At 62.7% G+C, this 25,034-nt stretch carries 29 protein-coding genes; 17 read left to right on the top strand and 12 right to left on the bottom strand.

Annotated features, from left to right (window positions below):
- The first annotated feature begins 35 nt into the window (after positions 1-35).
- The 3 genes from I0K07_RS02750 to I0K07_RS02740 all read left to right on the top strand — a co-directional run bounded on the left by I0K07_RS02750 (position 36) and on the right by I0K07_RS02740 (position 2,941).
- Positions 36-1,550 carry an FMN-binding glutamate synthase family protein gene (locus I0K07_RS02750; RefSeq protein ID WP_203291135.1) on the top strand — a complete coding sequence of 505 codons (1,515 nt, stop codon included), beginning with the start codon at positions 36-38 and terminating at the stop codon, positions 1,548-1,550.
- A gap of 1 nt (position 1,551) precedes the next feature.
- On the top strand, positions 1,552-1,893 hold the full coding sequence (locus I0K07_RS02745; protein ID WP_203291134.1) for a hypothetical protein: 342 nt from the start codon (positions 1,552-1,554) through the stop codon (positions 1,891-1,893).
- Between the two features lie 88 nt (positions 1,894-1,981).
- Entirely contained in the window at positions 1,982-2,941 is a 960-nt protein-coding gene (locus I0K07_RS02740; RefSeq protein ID WP_203291133.1) for a hypothetical protein, read from the top strand.
- Here I0K07_RS02740 and I0K07_RS02735 read toward each other — a convergent pair.
- Positions 2,938-3,588 (bottom strand): alpha-ketoglutarate-dependent dioxygenase AlkB, encoded by a 651-nt coding sequence (locus tag I0K07_RS02735; protein WP_203291132.1) that lies wholly within the window; start codon positions 3,586-3,588, stop codon positions 2,938-2,940. The two genes, I0K07_RS02740 and I0K07_RS02735, sit on opposite strands and share 4 nt — an antisense overlap.
- Before the next feature lie 330 nt (positions 3,589-3,918).
- On the opposite strand from I0K07_RS02735, the gene dnaK reads away from it, so the two are divergent.
- The 5 genes from dnaK to dapB all read left to right on the top strand — a co-directional run bounded on the left by dnaK (position 3,919) and on the right by dapB (position 9,947).
- Positions 3,919-5,829, top strand: coding sequence for a molecular chaperone DnaK (dnaK, locus tag I0K07_RS02730; RefSeq protein WP_203291131.1), 1,911 nt, complete (start codon positions 3,919-3,921; stop codon positions 5,827-5,829).
- A gap of 127 nt (positions 5,830-5,956) precedes the next feature.
- Entirely contained in the window at positions 5,957-6,754 is a 798-nt protein-coding gene (locus tag I0K07_RS02725; RefSeq protein WP_203291130.1) for an FkbM family methyltransferase, read from the top strand.
- Positions 6,754-7,935 (top strand): molecular chaperone DnaJ, encoded by a 1,182-nt coding sequence (dnaJ, locus tag I0K07_RS02720; RefSeq protein WP_203291129.1) that lies wholly within the window; start codon positions 6,754-6,756, stop codon positions 7,933-7,935. Before I0K07_RS02725 ends, dnaJ begins: the two co-directional genes overlap by 1 nt.
- A gap of 66 nt (positions 7,936-8,001) precedes the next feature.
- Positions 8,002-9,117 carry a hypothetical protein gene (locus tag I0K07_RS02715; protein ID WP_203291128.1) on the top strand — a complete coding sequence of 372 codons (1,116 nt, stop codon included), beginning with the start codon at positions 8,002-8,004 and terminating at the stop codon, positions 9,115-9,117.
- Positions 9,117-9,947 (top strand): 4-hydroxy-tetrahydrodipicolinate reductase, encoded by an 831-nt coding sequence (gene dapB / locus I0K07_RS02710; RefSeq protein ID WP_203291127.1) that lies wholly within the window; start codon positions 9,117-9,119, stop codon positions 9,945-9,947. Before I0K07_RS02715 ends, dapB begins: the two co-directional genes overlap by 1 nt.
- Here the strand turns inward: dapB and I0K07_RS02705 are convergent.
- Complete coding sequence (locus tag I0K07_RS02705; RefSeq protein ID WP_203291126.1) at positions 9,944-10,237, bottom strand: hypothetical protein; 294 nt, start codon at positions 10,235-10,237, stop codon at positions 9,944-9,946. The two genes, dapB and I0K07_RS02705, sit on opposite strands and share 4 nt — an antisense overlap.
- A 165-nt stretch (positions 10,238-10,402) precedes the next feature.
- Here I0K07_RS02705 and I0K07_RS02700 point away from each other — a divergent pair, with 165 nt between their 5' ends.
- Positions 10,403-11,077, top strand: coding sequence for a WYL domain-containing protein (locus I0K07_RS02700; protein WP_203291125.1), 675 nt, complete (start codon positions 10,403-10,405; stop codon positions 11,075-11,077).
- A gap of 3 nt (positions 11,078-11,080) precedes the next feature.
- On the opposite strand, the gene I0K07_RS02695 is transcribed toward I0K07_RS02700, so the two are convergent.
- The 4 genes from I0K07_RS02695 to I0K07_RS02680 are packed head-to-tail and all read right to left on the bottom strand — an operon-like array spanning position 11,081 to position 13,538.
- Positions 11,081-11,539 (bottom strand): VOC family protein, encoded by a 459-nt coding sequence (locus I0K07_RS02695; protein WP_203291124.1) that lies wholly within the window; start codon positions 11,537-11,539, stop codon positions 11,081-11,083.
- 10 nt (positions 11,540-11,549) lie between these two features.
- Entirely contained in the window at positions 11,550-12,113 is a 564-nt protein-coding gene (locus I0K07_RS02690) for a hypothetical protein (protein WP_203291123.1), read from the bottom strand.
- Between the two features lie 9 nt (positions 12,114-12,122).
- Positions 12,123-12,971, bottom strand: coding sequence for a methylated-DNA--[protein]-cysteine S-methyltransferase (locus I0K07_RS02685; protein ID WP_203291122.1), 849 nt, complete (start codon positions 12,969-12,971; stop codon positions 12,123-12,125).
- Between the two features lie 9 nt (positions 12,972-12,980).
- Positions 12,981-13,538, bottom strand: a complete 558-nt coding sequence (locus tag I0K07_RS02680) for a DUF2244 domain-containing protein (RefSeq protein ID WP_203291121.1) — start codon at positions 13,536-13,538, stop codon at positions 12,981-12,983.
- 83 nt (positions 13,539-13,621) lie between these two features.
- Between I0K07_RS02680 and I0K07_RS02675 the strand changes: the two genes are divergently transcribed.
- A complete protein-coding gene (locus I0K07_RS02675; protein ID WP_203291120.1) occupies positions 13,622-14,245 on the top strand; it encodes a LysE family translocator in 624 nt (207 codons plus the stop codon).
- A gap of 12 nt (positions 14,246-14,257) precedes the next feature.
- A complete protein-coding gene (gene nth / locus I0K07_RS02670) occupies positions 14,258-14,956 on the top strand; it encodes an endonuclease III (protein ID WP_203291119.1) in 699 nt (232 codons plus the stop codon).
- Here the strand turns inward: nth and I0K07_RS02665 are convergent.
- The 3 genes from I0K07_RS02665 to I0K07_RS02655 form a co-directional block, all read right to left on the bottom strand.
- The gene (locus I0K07_RS02665; protein WP_203291118.1) at positions 14,953-15,459 is read right to left on the bottom strand and encodes a hypothetical protein; all 507 of its coding nucleotides are present in this window, start codon (positions 15,457-15,459) and stop codon (positions 14,953-14,955) included. The two genes, nth and I0K07_RS02665, sit on opposite strands and share 4 nt — an antisense overlap.
- Before the next feature lie 70 nt (positions 15,460-15,529).
- Positions 15,530-15,859 (bottom strand): hypothetical protein, encoded by a 330-nt coding sequence (locus tag I0K07_RS02660; protein WP_203291117.1) that lies wholly within the window; start codon positions 15,857-15,859, stop codon positions 15,530-15,532.
- Positions 15,859-16,749 (bottom strand): ATP-grasp domain-containing protein, encoded by an 891-nt coding sequence (locus I0K07_RS02655; RefSeq protein ID WP_203291116.1) that lies wholly within the window; start codon positions 16,747-16,749, stop codon positions 15,859-15,861. Before I0K07_RS02655 ends, I0K07_RS02660 begins: the two co-directional genes overlap by 1 nt.
- Before the next feature lie 108 nt (positions 16,750-16,857).
- On the opposite strand from I0K07_RS02655, the gene I0K07_RS02650 reads away from it, so the two are divergent.
- From I0K07_RS02650 to I0K07_RS02630, 5 genes are all read left to right on the top strand, one after another.
- Positions 16,858-17,865: an adenosine kinase gene (locus tag I0K07_RS02650; RefSeq protein WP_203291115.1), complete on the top strand. Its 1,008-nt coding sequence runs from the start codon at positions 16,858-16,860 to the stop codon at positions 17,863-17,865.
- Positions 17,866-18,070: 205 nt separating this feature from the next.
- Positions 18,071-20,128 carry a putative bifunctional diguanylate cyclase/phosphodiesterase gene (locus tag I0K07_RS02645; protein ID WP_238934386.1) on the top strand — a complete coding sequence of 686 codons (2,058 nt, stop codon included), beginning with the start codon at positions 18,071-18,073 and terminating at the stop codon, positions 20,126-20,128.
- A 103-nt stretch (positions 20,129-20,231) separates the two neighbouring features.
- A complete protein-coding gene (gene hslV, locus I0K07_RS02640) occupies positions 20,232-20,792 on the top strand; it encodes an ATP-dependent protease subunit HslV (RefSeq protein WP_238934385.1) in 561 nt (186 codons plus the stop codon).
- A gap of 81 nt (positions 20,793-20,873) precedes the next feature.
- On the top strand, positions 20,874-21,380 hold the full coding sequence (locus tag I0K07_RS02635; protein ID WP_203291112.1) for a GFA family protein: 507 nt from the start codon (positions 20,874-20,876) through the stop codon (positions 21,378-21,380).
- Between the two features lie 74 nt (positions 21,381-21,454).
- The gene (locus I0K07_RS02630) at positions 21,455-22,039 is read left to right on the top strand and encodes a hypothetical protein (protein WP_203291111.1); all 585 of its coding nucleotides are present in this window, start codon (positions 21,455-21,457) and stop codon (positions 22,037-22,039) included.
- A 16-nt stretch (positions 22,040-22,055) separates the two neighbouring features.
- On the opposite strand, the gene I0K07_RS02625 is transcribed toward I0K07_RS02630, so the two are convergent.
- The gene (locus I0K07_RS02625) at positions 22,056-22,517 is read right to left on the bottom strand and encodes a hypothetical protein (protein ID WP_203291110.1); all 462 of its coding nucleotides are present in this window, start codon (positions 22,515-22,517) and stop codon (positions 22,056-22,058) included.
- Between the two features lie 128 nt (positions 22,518-22,645).
- The gene (locus I0K07_RS02620; RefSeq protein ID WP_203291109.1) at positions 22,646-23,065 is read right to left on the bottom strand and encodes a VOC family protein; all 420 of its coding nucleotides are present in this window, start codon (positions 23,063-23,065) and stop codon (positions 22,646-22,648) included.
- Between the two features lie 80 nt (positions 23,066-23,145).
- Between I0K07_RS02620 and hslU the strand changes: the two genes are divergently transcribed.
- Positions 23,146-24,453, top strand: a complete 1,308-nt coding sequence (gene hslU, locus I0K07_RS02615; protein WP_203291108.1) for an ATP-dependent protease ATPase subunit HslU — start codon at positions 23,146-23,148, stop codon at positions 24,451-24,453.
- Here the strand turns inward: hslU and I0K07_RS02610 are convergent.
- Entirely contained in the window at positions 24,443-25,033 is a 591-nt protein-coding gene (locus I0K07_RS02610) for a Smr/MutS family protein (protein ID WP_203291107.1), read from the bottom strand. The genes hslU and I0K07_RS02610 overlap by 11 nt on opposite strands.
- Between the last annotated feature and the right edge of the window lies 1 nt (position 25,034).

Raw genomic sequence — 25,034 nt, 5'->3', positions numbered from 1 at the left:
GGACATGATGGCCCCTTATTCGGGGGAGACACCACATGCTGCCGAACTGGGCGATGCAAGCCATGAACGTCCTGACCCAGGGCTTTATCCTGGTACTGGGGGCGCTCGCCCTGGTCGCGCTGGTTTTCTACATCATCGATATCAGCCAGACGCGGGACACGGTCCGGCGCAACTATCCGCTGGTCGGCCGGTTCCGGAACCTGTTCAGCCATCTGGGCGAATTCTTCCGCCAGTACTTTTTTGCGCTTGATCGCGAGGAACTCCCTTTCAACCGCGCTGAGCGGGAATGGGTCTACCGCGCAGCCCGTGGCGAAGGCGGGACTATTCCCTTCGGCTCCACCAAGCCAATGGACAAGCCCGGAACGGCGATCTTCCTCAACCATCCCTTCCCGCCCCTGGATGATCATGCCGCCGAGACACAGCCCCTGCGCATCGGTGCCGGTGCGCGGCAACCTTTTGATGCGCCGTCCTTCTTCAACATTTCCGGCATGAGCTATGGCGCCCTGTCCAAGCCGGCTGTGCGTGCGCTGTCCCGCGGGGCCGCGAAGGCGGGCATCTGGATGAATACGGGCGAGGGTGGTCTGTCACCCATGCATCTGGAAGGCGGCTGCGACATCGTTTTCCAGATCGGCACCGCCAAATACGGCGTCCGCGATGAGAGCGGCGGACTGAGTGACGAAAAACTCCGCGCCATCGCCAAGCATGATCAGGTTCGCATGTTCGAGCTCAAGCTCGCCCAGGGCGCCAAACCCGGCAAGGGTGGCATCCTGCCGGGTGCCAAGGTAACGCCGGAAATTGCCGCCATTCGCGGGATCGAGCCGGGAAGGGATTCCATTTCCCCCAACCGGCATCCCGAATTCGACACTGTAGACGGCTTGCTGGACATGATCGTTCATATCCGGGAGATCACCGGAAAACCCTGTGGCTTCAAAGGTGTGATCAGCGATCCGGCCTTCCTGGACGATCTGTTCGAGGCCGTTACTCGCCGGGGTATCGACTGCGCGCCCGATTTCATCACCGTCGATGGCGGGGATGGCGGCACCGGGGCGGCACCGATGGCGCTGATGGACAATGTCGGCCTGCCCCTGCGCGAAGCCCTGCCCATGCTGGTTGCCCTGCGGGACCAATACGGGCTGAAGGACCGGATCCGGATCATCGCCTCTGGCAAACTCCTGATACCCGGTCATGCGGCCTGGGCCATCGCCGCCGGTGCCGACTTCATTCAGTGTGCCCGCGGTTTCATGTTCTCGCTGGGCTGTATCCAGGCGCTCAAATGTCATCGCAATACTTGCCCGACCGGGATCACGACGCATGACAAGCGGCTGCAGCGCGGCCTGGTGGTCCGGGACAAGGCGGAGAAGGTCGCGGAATATGCCCGCACGATCCGCCAGCATGTGGAAATGATTGCGCATTCCTGCGGAGTCGCCGAGCCGCGCGAATTGCGCCCGCATCATGTTCGCATCGTGCTGGGTGACGGACGGTCCGTACCCATGGCCAGCCTGCCCGCCATTCCGCCGCGCCCGGCCAATAATCCAGAGGCGCGTGTCTGAGATGGCCGCCGCTCTCTTCACCCTGCGCCTGGTCCACACGCTGATCGTCATCCTGTGTGTCGGCATGCTGATCCCGCTCTATCACTATGCCCTGACCGGAAATGGCGGCCTGTGGGCGGCCCTGGCCATGGTGGCGCCGATGGCTGTGCTGATCGGCATTCTGCTCAACAAGGGCACCTGCATCCTGCAAACCCTGGCCTGCCGCATGACCGGGCGCACGGAGGGCTGGGAGCGTGATGTTTTCTTCCTGCCGGAAAGCTGGGCGCTGAAAGTCATCCCCGTCACGGTCCCGGTTTTCACGCTGGGTGTCTTCGCCGCCCTGGCGCGCTGGTTCTGGGGCTGAACCGCCTGTCCAAAGCTTCATGCCGCTGTAAACACAGCAATGCCTCTGCCCCGCTACACCGGGACCGGGACAGAGGAGGGATTTCACCATGTTGCCCATGCTGATGGTTGCGACCAGCCTGCAAACGGCAGAGCCGGCCGGGGATATTGCGGCGGAAGCCGCGCTGATCGAACAGGCTCGCCAGATCATCGCAGACCAGGGTGCGGCGCTGTGGCCGGGCTATGACACGGCACCTGGCACCATCCTTCTGATCAAGGACGAGCAGGAATTTCTCCTGTGCCATCACCGTCAGGCAGGCGGATTTTCCGACCCCCAGGACGCACCGGTTTCCGGCTGCCGGATGCAGACCCGCGCACGCCAGTTCAATCCGGCCTTCCTGGCCAGCTTCCCAGCTGTGGAAGGCACACCAACCATGGTGGTCGGAACACCGGAAGCCACGGGCCGCTCGCCGGACGCCTGGATGCTGACCCTGCTGCACGAGCATCTGCACCAGTTCCAGGACAGCCTGCCGGGGCAGTGGGACGCCACCCTCGCCCTTGACCTGGATGGGGGCGACACGTCCGGCATGTGGATGCTGAACTATCCCTTCCCCTATGAGACAGCCGCCCCGGCCGCCCGCGCCCTGGCGGACCAGGCCTTGCGCACCCTCGCAGCCCGCGGAAGTGCGGATTTCGCCGCCGAGGCCCGCGCCTATGCCGAGGCCCGCCAGGCTTTTCGGGCCGGTCTGAGCCCGGCAGAGGCGCGCTATTATGACTTCCAGATCTGGAAGGAGGGCGTGGCCCGTTGGGTGGAGCTGGAACTGGCCCGGATGGTGGCCGCCGGCCAGCCGGAACTGGCTCATCTGGCCGAGGGCCAGGAAGACCGGCTCATCGCCAGTCTGGAAAGCATGAACATGACCGCCTGGCAGCGTGAAGTATTCTACGGGATGGGCGCTGCGGACGCGGAAATCCTCGACCAGACGGACCCAGCCTGGCGCGAGCTCTATCTCTCACATCGCTTTGACATGAATGCCATTTTCGAGGCGGTTCTTCCCACAGCCAATGACTAGGTGCCCATTGCCGGAATCGTCACCCGCCGCAGTGTCAGATTGATGCGGCCACCGCCGGGAAAGGCCTCCGGTGGCAGGAGGGTGGAAGTGCAGGGATAGATCCGGTCAACGCCATGATAACAACGCCTTGCGTCGCCCCCCAGAACCACGACATCGCCGGACGACAGGACCAGCGATGAGGTCCGCCCCTTGCGTTCCGGACCACCGATGCGGAAGCGGGCCTTGTCGCCCAGCGAGATCGAGACCACTGCGGCATCCGTGGCTTCCTCGTCCCAGTCGATGTGCAAGCCCATCTTGCTGTCCGGCCCGTACCAATTGACCAGACAGGCTTCCGGCGGGGCAGGGTAATCCGACACCTTGTGCCACAAATCCAGCAAGGCGGGCGGCATGTCCGGCCAGGCCGCTCCGGTTTCCGGATGGGCGGGCTCATAGCGATAACCCTTCGCCTTGTCGGTGACCCAGCCCAGCGGGCCGAAATTCGTCATCTTCACCGATAGCGGCTGGCCGGTCCGGGGCATGGAGGGACGCCAGAAGGGCGCGCTTTGCGTCGTCGCCATGACAGCTTCGATCAGGGACATCTGGGCCGCGCGATCGAAAAAGCCGGGCAGGAAACGGAAACCGGACGGGGGTGAAACAGGGGCTGGCATGGCATCAAGAATGGGTCAGGCCGGCATCAGCTTCCACCCGGAATATGTGCAAAACGGGTGCTCCATGGCACCAAAACCGGTTCAAACCGGGTCTGATGCAGCTGAATCTGCATGTTATATGCACCCGCCCTTGCGTTGCCCCTCACCCCTCCCTAAATCGCCTACCAAGCGCGGGGTTATTCCCTGCAAACACTGAACCACGCCGGCGGCGGCATCGCCGGTTTTATCAATGACGATCCCGAAGGGGACGGAAGGCGGCAGACGCGGTGCTTTGTCAAAAGGCCCGTCTGTGCAGATCCGGTCCCGCTTGGAAAAACGGAGAGACGATCAATGAGCAAGGTTATCGGCATCGACCTGGGTACCACCAACTCGTGTGTGGCTGTGATGGAAAACGGCCAGCCCAAGGTCATCGAGAACTCTGAAGGCGCCCGGACCACCCCGTCCGTCGTCGCATTCACGGAAGACGGCGAGCGCCTGATCGGCCAGCCGGCGAAACGCCAGGCCGTCACCAACCCCGACTACACGTTTTTTGCCATCAAGCGCCTGATCGGCCGCAATATGGACGACCCGACGGTCAAGAAGGACATCGACATGGTGCCCTATTCGATCGTGCCGTCGGAAAACAATGCTGCCTGGGTCAAGGGCCGCGACAAGAAATACGCCCCGTCGGAAATTTCCGCCTTCACCCTCCAGAAGATGAAGGAAACCGCGGAATCCTATCTGGGCGAAACGGTCGAGAAAGCCGTTATCACGGTTCCGGCCTATTTCGACGACGCCCAGCGTCAGGCCACCAAGGACGCCGGCAAGATTGCCGGTCTGGAAGTCCTGCGCATCATCAATGAACCGACCGCTGCAGCCCTGGCCTATGGCCTGGACAAGGGCGAGAACAAGACGATCGCCGTGTTCGACCTCGGCGGTGGTACGTTCGACGTCTCCATCCTGGAAATCGGTGATGGCGTGTTCGAGGTGAAGGCCACCAATGGTGACACCTTCCTCGGCGGTGAAGACTTCGACATGCGTATCGTCGAATACCTCGCGGACGAGTTCAAAAAGGAAAACGGCATTGACCTGAAGGCCGACAAGCTGGCTCTCCAGCGCCTGAAGGAAGAAGCCGAGAAGGCCAAGAAGGAACTCTCCTCGGCCACCTCCTATGAAGTGAACCTGCCCTTCATCACGGCCGATGCCTCGGGTCCCAAACACCTGAACATCAAACTCTCCCGCGCCAAGCTGGAAGCCCTGGTCGAAGACCTGGTCAAGCGGACGCTGGAGCCGTGCAAGAAGGCCCTGAAGGATGCGGGCCTGAGCGCATCCGACATTGACGATATCGTCCTGGTCGGCGGCATGACCCGCATGCCCAAGGTGCAGGAAGCCGTGAAAGGCTTCTTCGGCAAAGATCCGCACAAGGGTGTGAACCCGGACGAAGTGGTGGCCATGGGTGCCGCCATCCAGGCCGGCGTTCTGCAGGGTGATGTGAAAGACGTCCTGCTGCTCGACGTGACCCCGCTCTCGCTGGGTATCGAAACGCTGGGCGGTGTCTTCACCCGCCTGATCGAGCGCAACACCACGATCCCGACCAAGAAGTCGCAGACTTTCTCGACCGCGGACGACAACCAGACCGCCGTGACCATCCGGGTTTCCCAGGGTGAGCGCGAAATGGCAGCCGACAACAAGCTGCTGGGTCAGTTCGACCTGGTCGGCATCCCGCCGGCCCCGCGCGGCCTGCCGCAGATCGAAGTGACCTTCGACATCGACGCCAACGGTATCGTCAACGTGTCCGCCAAGGACAAAGCGACCGGCAAGGAACAGGCGATCCGCATCCAGGCCTCCGGTGGTCTGTCGGATGACGAGATCGACAACATGGTCAAGGACGCCGAGGCGAATGCCGACGCGGACAAGAAGCGCAAGGAACTGGTCGAGGCCCGCAATGGTGCCGAAGCCATGGTCCACCAGACCGAAAAACAGCTCGAGGAATTCGGCGACAAGGTCCCGGCTGCCGACAAGGAAGCCATCGAGACCGCGCTGAACGAGCTGAAAGAGGTCAAGGATGGCGAGGATCTGGAAGCCATCCAGCAGAAGACGCAAGCACTGGTCCAGGCGGCCATGAAGCTCGGCGAGGCCATGTATGCGGCCCAGCAGACCGAAGCGGCCGAGGCCGACGCCAAGGCGGATGCCGAAGGCGATGACGACGTGGTCGACGCGGAATTCTCCGAAGTCGACGACGAAGCCAAAAAGGACAGCTAAGGTCCGGATGTTCGGGGCGGTTGCAGCGCAGCCGCCCCTTGTCCGGCCTTGAGGTGTCCAAATGGACCGTCCCGATCCGATCTCTGCTCCGTTTGGAGCTTTCGCCCTTCCCGCTTTTTCGGAGCGGATGCGGCGCCTTCCGATGTCCCTGCCGCTGAACGGGCTGCGCCGCGCGGCGGAGACCGTGGTGCGGCGTGCGCTCATGTCGGGCGGACGCGAGATCGCCGATATCGAGGTCTTCCCCGGACAGTTTGCCCGCCTCCATCTGCGCGATAATCGTTGCGAGAAACGCGTGTTTGCAGGCTCGCGGACCTGGGATGATGCGGAGCGGGCCGAAATCCGCCAGCGCATGGCCGCTCATTCCGGCGACAGGCCCTTCGTGTTTGTCGATGCCGGCGCCAATGCCGGGCTTTATACCCTGTCCGTGCTGGCCGATGCCCGCAATCTGGGCAAGCCGGTGAAGGTGATCGCGGTCGAGCCGGATCCGGAAAATCGGCGGCGGCTGGAATTCAATCTGACAGCCTCGACGGCGGATGATGTGACAGTTGCACCTGTCGCCCTTGGCGCGGAAGTGGGTGAAGTCCATCTCTCTGTCAGCGGCCGCAATCGCGGTGAGGTCCATGTCGAGGAAGGTGGAGACGGCGTGACCGTTCCCCTGCGCCCGCTGGGACAGGTACTGACAGAGAACGGTATCGACCGGGTCGATGTGATGAAAATCGACATCGAAGGCTATGAGACGCCCGTGCTTAACGCGTTCTTCGCGGACTCTCCGCGAAACCTGTGGCCGGGCATGATTTTGATCGAGACGCGGCACGATGCCGCGATCGAGGACAGTGCCGCCGGACTGTGCCTGAAGCACGGTTACAGCGTGGCCAAACAAATGCGGCAGAACGCGGTTCTGGTTCTGCAAGACGGTGAAGTGTGATGAGCAAGCGTGATTTCTACGAAGTCCTGGGTGTCGAACGCGGTGTCGACGAAAAGGCGCTGAAAAGCGCCTACCGCAAGCTCGCCATGCAATACCATCCGGACCGCAATCCGGGTGATGAAGAAGCCGAAGCCAAGTTCAAGGAAGTCGGCGAGGCCTATGCCGTGCTGTCGGACGCTGACAAGCGCGCTGCCTATGACCGGATGGGTCATGCTGCCTTCGAACAGGGCGGAATGGGCGGCGGTCAGGGCCCGTTCGGCGGCGGGGCTGGCGCAGCCGAATTTGCCGATATTTTCGAACAGGTCTTCGGCGAAGCCTTCAATATGGGCGGCGGACGCCGCGGCGGTGGCCGTGCCCGCTCCGGACCGGCCCGCGGTGCCGATCTGCGCTATGACATGGAAATCGCGCTGGAAGATGCCTTCAACGGCAAGGAAGCGACGATCACCGTGCCGACGGCCATGCATTGCGAGCGCTGCGATGGTCAGGGCAATGAGCCGGGCACCGAGCTGGAAACCTGCGGCACCTGCCATGGTGCCGGCCGGATCCGCCGCTCCCAGGGCTTTTTCACGATGGAACAGACCTGTCCGCAATGCGGCGGCCGGGGCCAGTATGTCAAAACCCCCTGCCAGGACTGTGACGGCGTCGGCCGCGTGCGCAAGAACCGCACCCTGAATGTCACCGTGCCGGCCGGTGTCGAAGACGGAACCCGTATCCGCCTGGCCGGTGAGGGCGAAGCCGGGGCCCGTGGCGGGCCGCGCGGCGATCTCTACATCTTCATTTCCGTCAAACCGCACGAGATTTTCGAGCGCGACGGCCCCAATCTCTATTGCCGGGCCCCGGCCTCCATGGTGCAGGCCGCGCTGGGCTGTTCCATGCAGGTGCCGACGATCGAAGGCGGCAAGGCCGAGATGAAAATCCCCGAAGGCGCCCAGACCGGCCGCCGCATGCGTCTGCGCGGCAAGGGCATGCCCCGTCTGCGCGGCGGACCGCGCGGCGACATGGTGGTCGAGCTCTTTGTGGAAACCCCGCGCAATCTGTGCGACCGCCAGAAAGAGCTGCTGAAGGAATTCTGCGACCTCTCCGGCGAGGGCTGCAATCCCGACAGCGCCGGCTTCTTCAACAAGGTCAAACAGTTCTGGGATGACGTCACCACGGATGACGGCCGCCCCAACGCGAACTGATCCGGCGGGGTCGATCCGCCCAGACCGCGGATGACACAGGCAGGGGATGGGCTTACCACTATCCCCATGGATGCTTCGCCGACTGAAAACACGCCGAAAACCGCGACAGAACCCGGCTTTTTCCAGCCGGCGGAGGTGCATGCCTATCGTCTGTCGCCCTTTGGCTTCCGGCTGACGACACTCCTCATTTTCGCGGTGCTTTATGGCGCCTATATCCTGATCGCCGAGCTATCGAGCGGGCCGAGCCTGTTCGAGACCGGGCCGGACGGGCAGGTCCTGCTGACCCGGGTGGCCTGGATCGCGATCGTCCTGTCGCTGATCTTCACCGCGGGCACCGCTTTCACGGAAAACGGAATGCGGCTGTGGGCCCTGGAAGCCGATGACCTGGCCGCGGCCCTGGGCGGGGCGGGGGCCGAGGAGGCGCGCAAACTTCCGCTGGGCATTCCGGTCAGCTGGCGCGGACGCTATGTCATCCTGTTTCTGGCCGGGGCCGCCGCCGGTCTGGGCTTCAATGTCTTCATGATCCTGGGCAATGGGTTCACGATTTCAGGCTATCTCGGCTCGGTGGGGCTCTGGTTCCTGCTCGTCTCACCCTTCCTTTACGGGATCGGTTTCCGGGCCGGCGCCGATGTGGCGCGCGAGAGCGGCGTCCTGAAAGCCATCATCCGCGAGCATCTGGAGGTCGACCTCTTCCATCTGGACCAGCTGGAAGTGTTTGGCCGGATCGGCCTGCGCAGCGCACGCACCTGGATGATCATGGCCGCCATCATCCTGCTCTTCCTGATCAATCCGAACGCCCCGGACGAGTTGTTTGCGACCGACCAGCTGGGCATGACGATTCCGGTGGTCACGGCCTCGGTTCTGGGGGGGCTCTTTCTGCTCGCCAGCGCGCTCTATCCTGTCCATGCCAAGATCCGCGCCGCCAAACAGGCTGAGCTGGACCGGATTCATGGTGAAATGGCGCAAATGCGGGACAAGGCGCTTTCCGGAGACGCGGAGGCCGCATCCGCCCTGGCCGGGCTGACCGATTATGAAATCTGGGTGAATAATCTGCGCGAATGGCCGGTCTCGGCCAGCGTGACGACGCGGTTTTCCCTCTACATCCTCTTGCCCGTCATCCCGATTGTCGGGTCCTATTTGTTCGAAAACCTGGCCGACCGGCTGGTGAGTGGAGGCGTTTGATGAGCCGCGAGATCAAGATTGGACTGCTCGGGATCACGGGCCGGCTGGGCAGTGCGATCGGTCGGGCCGTGCTGCAGACACCCGGTCTGCGCCTGAGCGGCGCCGTTGTGCGCTCCGGCTCGGCCCTGGACGGGCTGGATGTCGGCGTGGAGCTGACGGGCGAACCCTGCGGCACCTTCGCCTCGGTTTCCTTCGAAGCCGGACTTGCCGGGGCCGATATCGTGATCGATGCCAGCCTCCCGGAACTCACCGCGTCGGCAGCCAATTATCTGGCAAAACAGGGAAATATCGGTTTTGTCAGTGGAGTGACAGGGTTGGATTCCGACCAGATGAAAACCCTGGAAAGCGCCTGTGAACACATCCCGGTCCTGCACGCCGGAAACTTCTCCCTGGGTGTCGCCATGGCCGAGCGCCTGGTCGCGATGGCCGCCAGTCTGCCGGCCGCCGACTGGGATATCGAGATCGAGGAAAGCCATCACCGCATGAAGGCCGATGCCCCGTCCGGAACGGCGCTCATGCTCGGGCGGGCCGCGGCCAATACGCGCGGCGTGGACCTTGAAGCGAACGTCGACTGGGCCCGCCACGGACATACGGGCGCCCGGGAGACCGGCAAGATCGGTTTCGCTGTGACAAGAGGCGGGGGGATTATCGGCGAGCATGCCGTGCGTTTCCTCTCCAGCGAGGAAGAGATCAGCATTTCCCACCGCGCCTTTGACCGCAGCGTGTTTGCGCGCGGCGCTGTCACCGCCGCTGCCTGGCTCAAACCGGAGAGCGGCTTGCGGGCGCCCGGCCTCTATACGATGCAGGATGTCGTTAGCGGCGCGGCCTAATCGCCCTGCACAACATGGGTCATGGCGAGAACACGCGTGATCTGGCCTCGAAACAGGGCGACCCCGTCATCCGTCATGAAGCGTTCCTGTGCGGCCAGCGCATGAGCCAGCGTGTCCCATTCCACCTGGTCGACAAAGACATGGCCACCCTTCGGCTGGGCATAGATCGTCCAGCTGACAAAGCCGGGATAGTGGGCGAGAGCCTGGCGGGCCTGGCCCCGGCCCCGCTCTGCCTCGACCGGGTCGGACACTTCATAAGTCACGATTTCAAAAACGGTTTTGTCGCTCATTCAAGCCTCCAACTGGCGCGAACACGCCTTATACGCTCCGCCAACTGACAACATGATGTCAGGATAGGCGACGCTCGACTGTGTTCCACGTGAAACGGCGCCACTTGCCCCGCCCCACAAATGCTGACATCTTCCCGACATAGCGATTGATTTCAGGGGGTGTCAGTGCGCCGCGCCGAACGTCTCATCCGCATTGTCCAGGCCTTGCGCGAAGCCGCGCCGGGTGCGGTCACCGCTCACGAACTGGGACACAAGTTCGAGGTCTCCGAGCGCACGATTTATCGCGATATCGCCCACCTCATCGGATCCGGCGCGCCAATCGATGGTGAGGCGGGGGTCGGCTATGTCCTGCGTCCGGGCTTCGACCTTCCACCGCTGACCTTTTCCTATGAACAACTCGACGCGCTGGCCCTGGGTGCGCGTCTGGTGAAAGCGACGGGCGACAAGGATCTGGCCGCCGCCGCGGCCGAAGCGCTGGCCAAGATCGAGCACGCCCTGCCGGACACGCATCGCGAACGCCTGCGCTCCACCCCCCTGTTCGCATCCTTCCTGGACGAGACCGTGCGCCCGGAAGCTTTCGGCCCGGTGCGCAATGCCATCGCGAACAAGCGCAAGCTGCGCGTGGTCTATAAATCCCTGTCGGATGAGATGACCAAGCGGGTGATCCGTCCGCTGGCGCTGACCTGTTTCGGCCGTGTCTGGCTGCTCTCGGCCTGGTGCGAGATGCGCAATGATTTCCGCCATTTCCGCACGGACCGCATCGAGCGGCTGACCGTGCTGGCGGAAAGCTATGAGGACGAGCCCGGCAAGCGCTTCGAGGACATGCGCAACGCGGCCTAGCCGCTACCAGCTGCCGATATTCTCCATCGACGCCCAGGGTTCCTGCGGCGGCAGGGCGCCATTGCGCTGGAGGAGTTCGATCGAGATACCGTCCGGCGAGCGCACGAAGGCCATATGGCCGTCGCGCGGCGGGCGATTGATCGTATAGCCCATATCCATCAGGCGCTGGCAGGTCTCGTAGACATTATCCATCCGGTAGGCGAGATGGCCGAAATTCCGGCCGCCCGTGTATTCCTCCGGATCCCAATTATGGGTCAGCTCCACACAGGGAAGACCCTCCGGCAGGGGGCCGCCTTCATAGCCCGACGCGGCCACATCTTCCGGTGTGGCCAGGAAAACCAGGGTGAAACGCCCGGCCTCGATATCCTTGCGGCTGACCTGGGTCAGGCCCAGACCTTCACAATAAAAACGCAGGCTGGCCTCCAGGTCCGTGACGCGGACCATGGTGTGAAGATAGCGCATGAAGCTTCCCCTATTCGCTGTCGCTGGCGGCCGGTTTGGGATCAGGCCGCGCTCTCACCGCCCATTTGGGGCGTTTTCGCGGAATGACAACATCATCGAGCGGTTCACCGCGGGCGCGCGCCAGGGCCGGATTGAAACCTTCCGGCCGTCGCGCATGGTGGAGACGCGCCATGACAAAGCCGCACAGGGCCCAGATGCCGCAGAATCCGAAGAACATGTAGAACATCCAGGGGTAATACCCCTCATCATACCAGGGGCCCGCTTCCAGACCGAGCACCAGGATGGGCCAGAGCGCCACCAGTCCCAGCGCGGCGGGCGGGGTGATAACAATCGCCAGGACGAGCGCCCCGGCGATGTAGAGCGCCCAGCGCGGCTCATAGGCGGCGACATAGAGGCGCTCGAAGGTCACCTCATCCACACCTTTCACGGTCTTCGGCTTAGTCTCGCAGCGCTCGGCATATTCGATCCGCGCGTCTTCCATGAGACGGCGGCGCGCGGCGGCCCAACGGACAAGGAAAGCCGCGGCAGCCAGGAGGCCGATCACGGCGGCAATGAAGAGCGGATGATCCATCATCCGCCCAATCTAGCTTGCCGCAGCCTCATAGGCGAGCATGGCGCGCTTGCGTTTGACACCCCAGTGATAGCCGGTCAGCCGGCCATTGCTGGCAAGCACACGGTGGCAGGGGATCAGCCAGGAAATCGGATTGGCACCCACGGCCGCTCCGACGGCCCGCGAGGCTTTGGGCGTGCAAACGGTTTCGGCGATCGCCTTGTAGCTGGTCGTCTGTCCCATCGGGATGTCGAGCAGGGCGCGCCAGACCTGACGCTGCCAGGGCGTGCCGTAAAGGGCGAGGGGGATGGGGTCGCTGTCCCGCGGCGTGAAGATCCGCTCGGCCCATTGCCGGGCCAGCGCATCATCGCGCGCATAATCCGCCGCCGGATAGCGGCACCGCAGATCTTCGAAGCCGGCAGCAATATCCGGATCGGCGAAAGCCAGGGCGGAGAGGCCGCGCGGGGCAATCAGGAAGACCGCATCGCCGAACGGGCTGGGTGCCACACCCCATTTGAAACTGAGCCCGGCGCCCCGGCGCTTGGCGTCGCCCGGCGTGACCGCTTCATGGGCGATGAAGAGATCATGCAGGCGGCCGGGACCGGACAGTCCGGCATCGAAAGCCGCATCAAGCAGGTTCGCGCCGTCATCAAGGGCTTCGCGGGCGGCCTGGTGGGCGAGGGCACCGACATATTTCTTCGGGCTCATCCCGACCCAGCGCGTGAAGACACGCTGGAAATGGTGCGGCGACAGGCCTGCGGAGCGGGCCGCCGCATCCAGATCAGGATGGGATTGCCAATTCTCGCCGAGGAATTCGAGCGCATCGGCAATCCGGTCAAAATCGCGGCTCGACTCATCGAGCGTGTAGGTCATCTGGGTCATGCCGCCAGTCTAGGCCTCTGCCGGGTCCGCTCCACCCGGTTCTTGCGCCTCCGCTGAGGACAGGGATTGGCGCGCAGCATGGATGGCTTTTTCCAGGGCCTTGGCAAAAGCCCCCCGCTCGGGCGGGCTGAGGAATTGGCCGAGAACCAGCGCCCTTCCATGGGCTGTCAGGGCCACTTGGGCATGGTGAGCTTTCGGATCGATCAGGCGCAGCGTTACCCAGGCCGTCGGCAGGCGATAGCGGCGGCGGTGGCCGGTGGGCAATTGACGAACGACTTCGATATCGCGCCCGTCCACCCGGACATATTCCCGGGCCCGTCCATCCCGGTAGGAAATCCGGAAGGCCAGCCAGACCAGAAACACGTCCAGCCCGAAAAAGGGCAGGACCGGCCAGGCCCCCAGCGCCATGTAGAAAAGGCCGGCTGTAAAGGAGATCAGGCTGATCGACGCCATCAGCGCAATGAAAGCGGGATTGGCGAGCGAGCGGTTCGGCGCCAGCTCGGCCTCCATGAAGACCGGACCGTTAAAGCGTTCAACGGCTTCAGCCTCGGCCGGCCATGTTTCCACGAGCGTTCTCATCCGTCTCAAGATACGCCGCAGTGCGGAAATTGCCACGTGACGGATGTGCCAATTCTGCCTAATCCGTAGCTATGAGCGAACTCGTTGCAACATTTGCCACTTTTGCCCTCACAGTCCTTGTGATCGAGCTGACGCCGGGTCCCAACATGGCCTGGCTGGCCGTCTTGAGCGCCGACCGGGGCCGGCCGGCCGGGTTTTCTGCGGTTCTGGGGGTGACTCTGGGCCAGCTCATCATCGGTCTTCTGGCCGCCCTGGGCCTGGCCGCCATTGTCGCGCGGACACCCTGGCTGTTTGAACTCCTGCGCAATGCCGGGACCCTCTACCTGCTCTATCTGGCCTGGGAGGGCTGGCGCCATGCCGGCGAGAGTTCACCGGCCCGCCTGAACGGCAATCTGCGCCGGCATTTCATGGACGGGCTGGTGATCAACCTGCTCAACCCCAAGGCTGCGCTCTTCTTCCTGATCGTCCTGCCGGACTATATCCTCTCCGGACGCCCGGCCCTGCCCCAGGCCGTGTGTCTGACCCTGATCGCCGTCGCCATTGCCATGGCCATCCATGCCGTGATCGTTCTGCTGGCCGCCCGGGCCGCCGCCTTCCTGCAGACACCGCAAAGGACGCTCTGGTTCCGCCGGGTTCTGGCTGTATTACTGGCCCTGATCGCGATCTGGCTGTTTCTGGACACAGCCCCCGTCTGATTGGAGCCCGCCATGCCCGCCGCCAAGCCCAAAAAGAAGCCCGCCAAGCGCGCGCCGCGCGGTCTCAACCGGGAACAGGCCCATGATCTCATGGCGCGCCTGGCGCAGGACCGGCCCGATCCGCGGACAGAGCTGGACTATACCAATCCCTACACACTCCTGGTCGCGGTCGCCCTGTCAGCCCAGGCCACTGATGTCGGTGTGAACAAGGCCACGAAGCTCTTGTTCCAGGAAGCCGATACGCCGGAGAAAATGGTCGCCCTGGGCGAGGATCATGTGCGCGACCGGATCAAGACGATCGGCCTGTTCCGCAACAAGGCCAAGAATGTCATCGCCCTGTCCAAAATCCTGATTGAACGCCATGGCGGCGAAGTGCCGGCCGACCAGGCCGCGCTGGAAGCCCTGCCGGGGGTCGGGCGCAAGACCGCCAATGTGGTGATGAATGAAGCTTTCGGCGTGCCCACGATCGCGGTGGACACGCATATCTTCCGCGTTTCCAACCGCACCAAGCTTGCCCCGGGCAAGGACCCGCTGGCCGTCGAACTGCGCCTGGAAAAGATCGTGCCCGAGGAATTCAAGCAGGGCGCCCATCACTGGCTGATCCTGCACGGCCGCTATGTCTGCAAGGCGAGGAAGCCGGAATGCTGGCGCTGCCCGGTCGAGGATCTCTGCGCCTTCAAGGAGAAGACGCCGGCGCCGAAGGGTGCTTAGGCCGTCACTGGCTTGTCCCACTCATCTCGCCCGGCCACGCCTAGCGGACGGGGCAGAAAGCGCAGCGCCTCATAATTGGCGAACCAGAGGATGACATAGCCCTGCAGGGTCACGCCGATCATGAGCAGGGTCAGCGGATGGAAAAGGCCGACCACGACAATCTGCTGGAGCGAAAACACCATCAGAAAGCCGGTCCAGACGAGATTGAAGATTTGCAGACAGAACAGGCTGATCAAGGACGACCACAGATATTGGGGCCAGGACAGGTTACGCGACGTCCGCAAATGCAGGATGATCGCCCCCGCCCAGGCTGGCGGGAACAGGAAGATCAGGAAAAACCAGGGATCCCATTTGCCCCTGCCCCAGCACTGGCCGAAATTGCACCGGTCACCCGGATCAATCTGATAAATGCCCACAAGCCAGGCGATCAGGGGCAAGAGCGCGATCGGCGCAACGGCCAGGCTCGCGATCACGCAGCGGATGATGAGTGCCGGTCTGGCCATCTTTCTTCCCCTTTGCCTCCAGACAGGCTGCCCGGTGGCCGACCATTCGCCAAGGGGGACAGGTCGGATTTCAGTCCCGAACGGCTTCGTTCAGCAAGCGGTCTCTCAGGGCCTCGAGGAACTCATGATTGGATTTGAGCCAGGGGTGGTCCGGATGCTCGATGAAGGCCTTCTCATTCAATCCGGCCTGGATCTCCAGCAAGTCCGGCTTCGTCAGCTTGGCGTGCATGAACTCGCCCATGGCAAAGTCGTCAAAGCTGTCGTTTTCGCCCGTCAGATAGGCATCAATCATGACGCCAATTTGCTGGGTATCGAGATCGTCAAAATTCCAGACACCCTCGATCTTGATGATTTTACTGAAGCCGAAGAACAGCAATAGTTTTTCCCAGAACCCCGCCATCACGAGGTTCCCAGCAAGCGCCCCAGCGCGCGGGCGAAGACCTCACCGATCTTCGGACCCTGTTCCGGGTAGAGATAGGGTTCGATCAGCTCGCACTCGATCAGGGCGAGCTCGCCATCCAGGCCGCGCAGCATGTCGACGCGGGCATAGAGAAGATCGTCCGGCAGAACATCGATGACCGCGCGGGCCAATTCCAGCTCATGCTCGGACGGGTGATGGATTTCCTCATGCCCGCCATATTCCGACTGGACGCGGTAATCGCCCTTGGCCGGGATTTTCCGGGCGCAGTGAGAGAATTCGCCGCCGAAGAAGAGGAAAGCGAACTCGCCCTCTTCAGACACGGCCGGCAGGAAGGGCTGGATCATGCATTCGGCGGGCGGCAGCTTGTCCGCCTGCGGCAGGGCCTCGCCCTTGCGGATCCGGGCCTGGCGCCAGGCGCCCGCGCCCAGGACCGGCTTCACCACAATGTCGTCAGCGCCCAATGCCTCGAATGCCGCCGTGATCGTGCCGGCACCCGCCCTGTCCGCCCAGATCGTCGGGATCATGGGCGCGCCGCGCTCAGCCAGGTCCTTGAGATAGATTTTGCGCATATTCCAACGCATCGTCCCAAGCGGATTGAGCAGGCGCGTGGCCTGGTCCGTGCGCTCCAGCATCGCCATGAAAGCATCGGGCTTTTCCATATAGTCCCAGCACGTGCCCACCATGACGGCGTCATAGGCTGACGGGTCATAGTCCGCTGCGTCCCAGATCACCGGGATGAGATCAATCCCCGCCGCGCGACAGGCTGGCTGCAGCGCGCCGATCTCATGCTCGTATTCAAAATAGTCCAGGCGCGCGTCCGGATGGTCGCGAAACATGCAGGCGGCGGTGAGAAAGGCGACTTTTTTCATGCCCCAGCGCTTAGCCAGAGCCCGTCATGGCGGCAAGCCTTGTTATTCCCCGGCGCTGCGTTTACCCATCGCCCGGACTGACCAGACCCGCCATCAGATGGATTTTCCATGTCCCAAGCCCGATTTGACGTGCTCGCCGTCGGCAATGCCATTGTCGATGTTCTCTCGCCCGCCACGGATGAATTCCTGGCCGCCGAAGGCATCGCCAAGGATGCCATGACGCTGATCGATGAGGACCGGGCCCGCACGCTCTATGCCGCCATGCAGCCGGGAACCGAGGCTTCCGGCGGATCGGCCGCCAATACAGTGGCCGGTATTGCCTCCCTGGGTGGCCGTGCGGCCTATATCGGCAAGGTCGCCGATGACCAGCTGGGCGATATCTTCACCCATGACATTCGCGCCATCGGTGTGCATTTCGACACGCCGTCTCTGAAGGATGGCCCGGCCTCCGGCCGCTGCCTGATCAATGTGACGCCGGATGCCAGCCGGTCCATGTCGACCTTCCTGGGGGCCGCCGCCCTGGTCACCGAAGAGGATGTGGCCGCCGGTGCCGAAGACCTGAAAGCCGCCCAGATCGTCTATCTGGAAGGCTATCTTTTCGACCGGGAAGAGGCGAAACGCGCCTATGTCGCCGCCGCCGAGATGGCCGCCGCCTCCAACCGCAAAACCGCCCTGACTTTGTCGGACGTGTTCTGCGTGGAACGCCACAAGCCTGCTTTCCGCCATCTTGTCGCTAACCATATCGACATTCTCCTGTCGAATGAGGCAGAGCTTCTGGCGCTCTATGACACCGATGACTTCGATACGGCCCTGGCCGCCATTCGCCAGGATGTGGCCATCGCAGCCGTGACCCGTTCGGAGAAGGGCGCGGTCATCACAGCGGGTGATGAGACCGTCTCCGTCCCGGCTGCTCCTGTAACGCAACTCATTGATACAACAGGCGCGGGCGACCTGTTTGCGGCGGGCTTCCTGCTCGGCATTGCCCAGGGAAGAAGCCTGGCTGAAGCGGGTCAGATGGGGGCGATTTCAGCCGCTGAAATCATCTCCCACTATGGCGCTCGCCCGGAAAAGAGCCTGAAACTGCTCGCTGAACAGTCCGGAATTGCCTTTGATTAAAGGCCTCCCGGGCATTTGGCTAAAAACTTAATGAAACTACTCCGGCGTTTTAACCACAATTCAAGTGCTTGCTGTCAGAGTGCACCCTGAGATCGGGTGAGAAGTACGTCTCATCCGGCATTTTTGGTGGTTAAAGCGCGCTCCTTGGGGGGACGCGTGCTCAGGGGTAGACATGGCACCCATCCGCAAAGCGGTGTCGCGAGTAATGCGTTCCTTGGTGATGAAGTTCACGCTTTTCACCGGTGCTCTGATCTTCGCGACCACACTCATGCTGATGACGCTGGAGAATGTTTCGGCCCAGCGTGAAACGCGCAACCTGCTGGTTGATCGCTCACTGGCCTCATTGCAGGCCACAGCGACCCGCCTGGCCGGTGCCGTTTCCGTCAACAATGCCAATTATATCGATCTCTATGTCGACGAGCTGATCAACAGTGTCAGCGCCGAAGAGATGTATGTCCTCAACAATCGCCGTGAAGTCCTGGGTGAGGCCTATTCCGATGGCCGGCCCGAGGGTCAGCTGCGCGCCGCCGACCTCGCCGTGATGGCGCTGGGCGCTGGCGATCTGCGCTATTCCCTGTCGGATGGCGTGCTGGAAATGGCCGCGCCGGTCTATACCGAAGAGCGCCGCCTGGTGGGCATTGTCTATGCCAAGCGCGAACTGTCCGAACTGGTCGCCATGCGCAATGGCGCCCTGCGCCGCCAGACACTGATTGCCCTCTTCGCCTTGGGCATTTTCCTGCCGCTGGCCGCCCTGATTGTCGGTCGCGCCCTGAAACCGGTCCAGACACTGACCGATGCTGCCCGCCTGGCCTCTTCCAAGACGCTGGACATGCGCATCGATGTGAAAACCGGTGACGAGCTGGAAGTGCTGGCGAACGCGTTCAACCGCATGTTTGCCCGCCTCGACGGCAATCTGAAACGCATCCACCGTCTCGCCTATGTCGACATGGTGACGGAACTGCCCAACCGCGAACGCTTCCGCAAGGAAACCGAGCGTGTGGCCCGCAAGGCCCTGGAAGACGGCTCCTCCGGCGCTGTGCTTTTCCTCGACCTGGACCGCTTCAAGCGCGTCAATGACAGTCTGGGGATCGGCGAGGGCGACCGCCTGCTGGAAATGGTTGGCCGCCGTCTGTCCGAAGTGACCCGCGGTTGCGACATGTCCATGGGACTGGAAGAAGCTTCCATGGTGGCCCGTCTGGGCGGTGATGAATTCACCGTTCTCCTGCCGGCCATCCAGGACAGCGCCGATGCGGCGCGCGTCGCCAATAAGCTGGTCGACGCCATCCGTCTTCCCTTCGAGATCTCCGGCCACCAGGTCTTCCTGGGTGTGTCCGTCGGTGTCGCCGTCTTCCCGCAGGACGGGGCCGACCCGGAAACTCTGATGCGTCACGCCGACCTCGCCATGGCCCATGCCAAGCGTGCGGGCGGTTCGGCAGCCCAATTCTTCGAACCGACCATGAACCAGTCCGCCTTCGAGCGCCTGGTGCTGGAGAACGAGCTGCGCGACGCGGTTCAGCATGACCAGCTGGTCGTCTTCTACCAGCCCAAGGTTCTGATGAAGGACGGCACGTGTGCCGGTGCCGAAGCGCTGGTGCGCTGGCAGCACCCGACGGCCGGCCTTCTGTCGCCCGGCGCCTTTATCGAAGCCGCCGAAGAATGCGGCCTGATTGGTGAAATCGGCGACTGGGTCCTGCGTCATGCCTGTCTTGAGGCTGCCGCCTGGCGCCGCAAGGGCATGGAAATTCCGGTCGCGGTGAATGTCTCGGCCATGCAGTTCGAACGCGACGGGTTTGCCGATTCTGTTCTGGATGCCCTGGAAGCCGCCAATCTGCCGCCGCACCTGCTTGAGCTGGAACTGACCGAATCCATCGCCATGGAAAATCCGGAGCGCGTGATCGAACAGGTCCAGCCGCTGCGGGATCGCGGTGTGAACTTCGCCATTGATGATTTCGGTACGGGTCACTCCTCCCTGTCCTATCTGACCCGCATGCCGTTCGACGTGTTCAAGATCGACCAGTCCTTCGTGCGCGACATGACCACGGATCACCACGCCCGCATCGTGGTCGAGACCATCCTGGCCATGGCGAAATCGCTGAAGCTTGAAACGGTGGCTGAAGGCGTGGAGACGGCCGAACAGATGCAGATGCTGCGTGCCCAGGGGGCCACTCTGGCCCAGGGCTTCCTGTTCGGACGGCCGATGCCGTCGACGGATTTCGTCGCGTTTGCGACCGAGAGCCGCGATGACCGGGCCGTCAACGAATAGGCTTTCGGTTCCGCGGGTTTCAGCCTGAAGACTTGATCCTGCCCCTACACTCGGCCACATGCTTGGGTAGACCCAGCGCAAAAGGCCCGAGATGACGCAATCCATGACCCCAGACTATGCCGATGCCAGCCAATGGCGCGGCACCACGATCATCGCCGTGCGCAAGGGCGGGCGTCTCGTCGTGGCCGGTGATGGACAGGTCTCGATCGGCCCGACTGTGATGAAGGGCAATGCCCGCAAGGTCCGGCGCCTGGCCGGTGGCGGCGTGATTGCCGGTTTCGCCGGGGCCACGGCCGACGCCTTCGCGCTGTTTGAACGCCTGGAAGCCAAGCTGGAACAATACCCCGGCCAGCTCGCCCGCGCCTGTGTCGAACTGGCCAAGGATTGGCGCACCGACCGCTATCTGCGCCGGCTGGAAGCCATGCTGATTGTCGGCGACAAGACGGAAACCTTCCTGCTGACCGGCGCTGGCGATGTGCTGGAACCGGAAGATGGCGTGGTTGCTGTCGGTTCGGGTGGCAATTACGCCCTGTCCGCCGCCCGCGCCATTTTCGACTATGAGGAAGACCCGGAAGTCATCGCCCGCAAATCCATGGAGATTGCGGCGCGGATCTGTGTCTATACGAATGAGAACCTGACCGTGGAAACGCTCAGCGCCGACTAGTCCTTTTCCTGCCGGTTTGCCTGATCGAACACGCTGTGCCTAACTTCCCCGGTCCCACAATACCGAGGAAAGGGCACCGCCATGAGCCAGCATGACCCTTCATGCGAAGGAGGCTGTACCTGCGGCCAGGTCCGTTATCGCCTGCAGGGCAAGCCGCTGATCGTCCATTGCTGCCATTGCCGCTGGTGCCAGCGGCAGACGGGCACGGCCTTCGCCCTCAATGCGCTGTTCGAAACCAGCCAGGTGGACATCACACAGGGCCGCGTGGAGAATCTCGACACGGCCTCGCCCAGCGGTCGCGGCCAGACCATTGCCCGTTGTCCGGACTGCAAAATCGCCGTCTGGAGCCATTATTTCATGGGGGGCCTGAAAGAGCGGATCAGCTTCATCCGCGTGGGTACACTGGACAATCCGAACCTTTTGCCGCCGGACGTCCATATCTACACCTCGACCAAACAGCCCTGGGTCATCCTGCCGCCGGAGGATCATGCGGTGGAGGAGTTCTATGACATCAAGGCCACCTGGACGCCCCAGGCCTATGAGCGCCTTCTGGCACTCACGGCGGAGATGAAAGCGGCCAACGCCTGACCGGTCCGCAGCCGGCCTGCATCCGAACCCCGCCTCACAGGCATCCCGGTCGCAAACCCCGACCGGAGATGATGATGCCTGTCCGCTACGCGCTTGCCGCCCTGATCCTGACCGCCAGCCCCGCCCTGGCCCAGGATTTCCCCTATCTGACGCGCGTGGAGAACGGGTTCGAAGCCCAGCACACCCTGCGCCTGCGTTTCGAGGCCGATGAGAGCTGGCGAGCGGCAGAGCCCGTCGATCGCGCCGCCCGGTTCAATGATGTGCCCTTCGAGATCACCCTGTCCGCCTTCCTGCGCCCGGATGCGGCCATCATGGTGCATGCCGAACATGTCGCTGACCTGTCCGGCGCTTCGAATTATGACCGTTTCCCCGAAACCGCCTGGCCCACGCCGGGTTTTCGCGGAGAAGGCCTCCGCTGTCACGACATTCCGTCGGATGTCGTGGAGGGAGAGCATGACCTCGCCTGGCTTCGGGACAATGGCTTCAACCCGGCCGGTTCCATGTGGATCGAACAGCATTTCCTGTCCGGCAATGCCTATAATGATGAGATTGTCATCAGCCTGATCACGCGCGGCGCAAGCTGTGATGAGGCGGATCGGCCCCAAGCCCGTTTTGATGAGATGCACGCCGTGCTGATGGCCCGGCCCCTATCTGACTGACCGGAAGCCCGTCGGCTCAGAATCCGGGAATCCGTCCGCGATCCCGTCGGAACACGCCTTCAGCATTGAGCTGGATCAAGGCAAGGATCAGGAGAAGGTGGAGGGCGATGATCGGGCTGAAAGTCACCCCGCCGACGCCCAGGAAGAATTCGTTCAGCGTGAGCAGGAGACTGTCGATCCGGTAGAGCACAAAGCCGGCCAGGAAAACCGGCAGGATGAGAGCACTGCGGCGCGTCAGGAGCCAGAGACAGAGGATCCACAAGCCGGTCGAGCTGAAGAAAGCCAATTCTTGCCAGAAACCGATGGAGCGGAAGAGGCTGCCCGCATCCCAGCCCCACAGGACAGAAGGTGCCAGACCCAGCCGGACGGCCAGGTCGATGAGGACCCAGCCGAGGGAATACCCGACCGTCAGGAACAGGAGCACAAAGGCCAGACGGTAGATCCATCGCAGATATTGCGATTGATCCAGCCGCTCCACTGACCTCTTGCCCAAGGGCTTTGGAGTTTGAAGTTCCAAGTTCGCATTCCCGAAAAGAGAAACCAGAACACGTTACAGCATCAGTCCGGTAGCATGGGGCTCCTAAAAAATGAATCCGGCGTTAAGGCTCAGCGCGCGAAAATCTGGGCCTCGTCACGAAATGTCTTGAATTCCAGAGCATTACCGGCCGGATCGCGGACGAAAAATGTGCCCTGTTCACCCGCTTCACCCTTGAAGCGGATATAGGGTTCGATGATGAATTCGGTACCGGCCTGTTCGAATGTCTCGGCCAGGGCTTCCCAGTCCGACCAGTCCAGAAGCAGGCCGAAATGGCGAACCGGAACCTGTTTACCATCCACGGCTCCGGCCTTCACCGCACTGCATTCCTCCGGTGCGAGATGCGCCACGATCTGGTGCCCGAACAGGTCGAAATCGACCCAGCTCTCACTGGACCGGCCTTCCGGACAGCCCATCAGCTCACCATAGAAACGGCGGGCCGCCGCCAGGTCATCAACCGGAAATGCCAGGTGGAAACGGGGTCGGGCCATGCTTTTAATGCCTTTCAGGGCTGGTTTCGCGTCCATCCCCTGATTACATCAAGACAAACATCAGGTGATCCTTTTTCTCCATGACCGATTTTACCCCTCGCGAAATTGTCTCCGAACTCGACCGCCACATTGTCGGTCAGGCTGATGCCAAGAAGGCCGTTGCCATTGCCCTGCGCAATCGCTGGCGCCGGCGTCAGCTGGACGATGCTCTGGCTGAGGAAGTCACGCCGAAGAACATTCTGATGATCGGGCCGACCGGTGTCGGCAAGACCGAGATTTCCCGCCGCCTGGCCAAGCTGGCCGGTGCGCCCTTCATCAAGGTGGAAGCGACGAAGTTCACCGAAGTCGGTTATGTCGGCCGCGATGTCGACCAGATCGCCCGCGATCTCGTGGAGGTCGCCATCACCCTGGTGCGCGAGAAAAAGCGCGAGGAAGTAAAGGCCAAGGCCCATACGGCAGCGGAAAACCGGGTTCTGGAAGCCCTCGTCGGCCCAGGTGCCAGCGAAAGCACGAAAGACAGTTTCCGCAAGCGCCTGCGGGCCGGTGAGCTGGACGACAAGGATGTCGAGATCCAGCTGTCGGAAACCGGCTCTCCCATGCAGATGCTGGACATTCCGGGCATGCCGTCCGGCGGCGCCGGGGTCATCAATCTGGGTGATATTTTCGGCAAAGGCTTTCCGAAGAAGACCAAATCCGTGCGGATGAAGGTCAAGGACGCCTATGAACCGCTGATCGAGGAAGAGGCAGACGCCCTGCTCGATGACAGCCAGATCACGGCCGATGCCATCAAGCTGGCGGAAAATGACGGCATCGTCTTCCTGGACGAGATCGACAAGATCGCCGCCCGCTCCGATGCCCGCGGCGGGGATGTCTCACGCGAAGGCGTACAGCGCGACCTGCTGCCGCTGATCGAAGGCACGACCGTGGCGACCAAGCATGGTGCCGTGAAGACGGATCATATCCTCTTCATCGCCTCCGGTGCTTTCCACGTCGCCAAACCCTCCGACATGCTGCCGGAATTGCAGGGCCGCCTGCCGATCCGCGTCGAGCTCAATGCACTGACCGAAGCCGACTTCATCCGCATCCTGACGGAGCCGGAAGCCAATCTGGTCACCCAGTATACGGCGCTGATGAAGACCGAGGGCATGACGCTGGACTTCACGGAAGGGGCGATAAAATCGCTGGCCAAACTGGCTGCCGACGTGAATTCAACGGTAGAGAATATCGGTGCCCGCCGCCTGCAGACCGTGATGGAGAAGCTGGTAGAGGAGATTTCCTACACCGCGTCCGACCGGTCCGGAGAGAGTGTGACGATCGACGAAGCCTATGTCGCCGAGCATGTCGGCGAACTGGCCAAGAATGCCGATCTGTCCAAATTCATTCTTTAGGCCGCACCCGCAGCGTCACGTAATACGCGCCACTACCGCCATGCCGGATATGGGCTGGCGCGCATCCTGACACCTGCTGACGGAATTCCGCTTGTCCCAGCCATTCCGGTAGCTTGCGCCGCAGAACGCCGGGCTCGTCCGGGTAGTCCCAGGGCTCACTCTCGCGCTCACGTGCCTTGTAACCCTTGCCGGTGATTACCAGGACAGTCCGGTAGCCACTGGCATAGGCCATGGAAATGAAATGGCGCAGGGAGGACAGGGCCTGGGCCTGGGTCAGACCGTGCAGATCAATGCGGGCATCGATATCCAGCCGCCCCCTGCGAACCCGTTTCTCGGCACTGCGGTCATGCGGAACCGGCGGATGGTGGACCGCCGCATCCTGCGGCTTGTGGGGGCGGGGCATGCGGGTCCGGATCGGTCGGTCATCCTTGACCGGCTTATCCGGTTTGACCGAGGCCGGAGGTTTTGGCTCATCCTGCTCCAGGCTCGCCATCCGCTCCGGCGTCAAGGGTGTGACCGAGCGGGCCACCTTCTTCCAGAGGGCTTTCTCCTCCGGTCGTATGGTCCGCTTGCGGGGCATG

This window comes from Maricaulis parjimensis (assembly GCF_016817355.1).
Classification (GTDB): domain Bacteria; phylum Pseudomonadota; class Alphaproteobacteria; order Caulobacterales; family Maricaulaceae; genus Maricaulis; species Maricaulis parjimensis.
This window is presented reverse-complemented; position numbering and strand designations above follow the sequence as displayed.

Excerpts from the sequence above, each read along its gene's own strand:
- I0K07_RS02620 (WP_203291109.1), bottom strand. The coding sequence starts at position 23,065 with ATGGCCCGACCCCGTTTCCACCTGGCATTTCCGGTTGATGACCTGGCG.
- I0K07_RS02630 (WP_203291111.1), top strand. The coding sequence starts at position 21,455 with ATGCCTGTCCGCTACGCGCTTGCCGCCCTGATCCTGACCGCCAGCCCC.
- hslU (WP_203291108.1), top strand. The coding sequence starts at position 23,146 with ATGACCGATTTTACCCCTCGCGAAATTGTCTCCGAACTCGACCGCCAC.
- dnaJ (WP_203291129.1), top strand. The coding sequence starts at position 6,754 with ATGAGCAAGCGTGATTTCTACGAAGTCCTGGGTGTCGAACGCGGTGTC.
- nth (WP_203291119.1), top strand. The coding sequence starts at position 14,258 with ATGCCCGCCGCCAAGCCCAAAAAGAAGCCCGCCAAGCGCGCGCCGCGC.
- I0K07_RS02690 (WP_203291123.1), bottom strand. The coding sequence starts at position 12,113 with ATGATGGATCATCCGCTCTTCATTGCCGCCGTGATCGGCCTCCTGGCT.
- I0K07_RS02635 (WP_203291112.1), top strand. The coding sequence starts at position 20,874 with ATGAGCCAGCATGACCCTTCATGCGAAGGAGGCTGTACCTGCGGCCAG.
- I0K07_RS02715 (WP_203291128.1), top strand. The coding sequence starts at position 8,002 with ATGGATGCTTCGCCGACTGAAAACACGCCGAAAACCGCGACAGAACCC.
- dapB (WP_203291127.1), top strand. The coding sequence starts at position 9,117 with ATGAGCCGCGAGATCAAGATTGGACTGCTCGGGATCACGGGCCGGCTG.
- I0K07_RS02660 (WP_203291117.1), bottom strand. The coding sequence starts at position 15,859 with ATGGCGGGGTTCTGGGAAAAACTATTGCTGTTCTTCGGCTTCAGTAAA.
- I0K07_RS02610 (WP_203291107.1), bottom strand. The coding sequence starts at position 25,033 with ATGCCCCGCAAGCGGACCATACGACCGGAGGAGAAAGCCCTCTGGAAG.
- I0K07_RS02650 (WP_203291115.1), top strand. The coding sequence starts at position 16,858 with ATGTCCCAAGCCCGATTTGACGTGCTCGCCGTCGGCAATGCCATTGTC.
- I0K07_RS02750 (WP_203291135.1), top strand. The coding sequence starts at position 36 with ATGCTGCCGAACTGGGCGATGCAAGCCATGAACGTCCTGACCCAGGGC.
- I0K07_RS02665 (WP_203291118.1), bottom strand. The coding sequence starts at position 15,459 with ATGGCCAGACCGGCACTCATCATCCGCTGCGTGATCGCGAGCCTGGCC.
- hslV (WP_238934385.1), top strand. The coding sequence starts at position 20,232 with ATGACCCCAGACTATGCCGATGCCAGCCAATGGCGCGGCACCACGATC.
- I0K07_RS02740 (WP_203291133.1), top strand. The coding sequence starts at position 1,982 with ATGTTGCCCATGCTGATGGTTGCGACCAGCCTGCAAACGGCAGAGCCG.
- I0K07_RS02645 (WP_238934386.1), top strand. The coding sequence starts at position 18,071 with ATGCGTTCCTTGGTGATGAAGTTCACGCTTTTCACCGGTGCTCTGATC.
- I0K07_RS02725 (WP_203291130.1), top strand. The coding sequence starts at position 5,957 with ATGCGGCGCCTTCCGATGTCCCTGCCGCTGAACGGGCTGCGCCGCGCG.
- I0K07_RS02695 (WP_203291124.1), bottom strand. The coding sequence starts at position 11,539 with ATGCGCTATCTTCACACCATGGTCCGCGTCACGGACCTGGAGGCCAGC.
- I0K07_RS02735 (WP_203291132.1), bottom strand. The coding sequence starts at position 3,588 with ATGCCAGCCCCTGTTTCACCCCCGTCCGGTTTCCGTTTCCTGCCCGGC.
- dnaK (WP_203291131.1), top strand. The coding sequence starts at position 3,919 with ATGAGCAAGGTTATCGGCATCGACCTGGGTACCACCAACTCGTGTGTG.
- I0K07_RS02685 (WP_203291122.1), bottom strand. The coding sequence starts at position 12,971 with ATGACCCAGATGACCTACACGCTCGATGAGTCGAGCCGCGATTTTGAC.
- I0K07_RS02655 (WP_203291116.1), bottom strand. The coding sequence starts at position 16,749 with ATGAAAAAAGTCGCCTTTCTCACCGCCGCCTGCATGTTTCGCGACCAT.
- I0K07_RS02675 (WP_203291120.1), top strand. The coding sequence starts at position 13,622 with ATGAGCGAACTCGTTGCAACATTTGCCACTTTTGCCCTCACAGTCCTT.
- I0K07_RS02705 (WP_203291126.1), bottom strand. The coding sequence starts at position 10,237 with ATGAGCGACAAAACCGTTTTTGAAATCGTGACTTATGAAGTGTCCGAC.
- I0K07_RS02745 (WP_203291134.1), top strand. The coding sequence starts at position 1,552 with ATGGCCGCCGCTCTCTTCACCCTGCGCCTGGTCCACACGCTGATCGTC.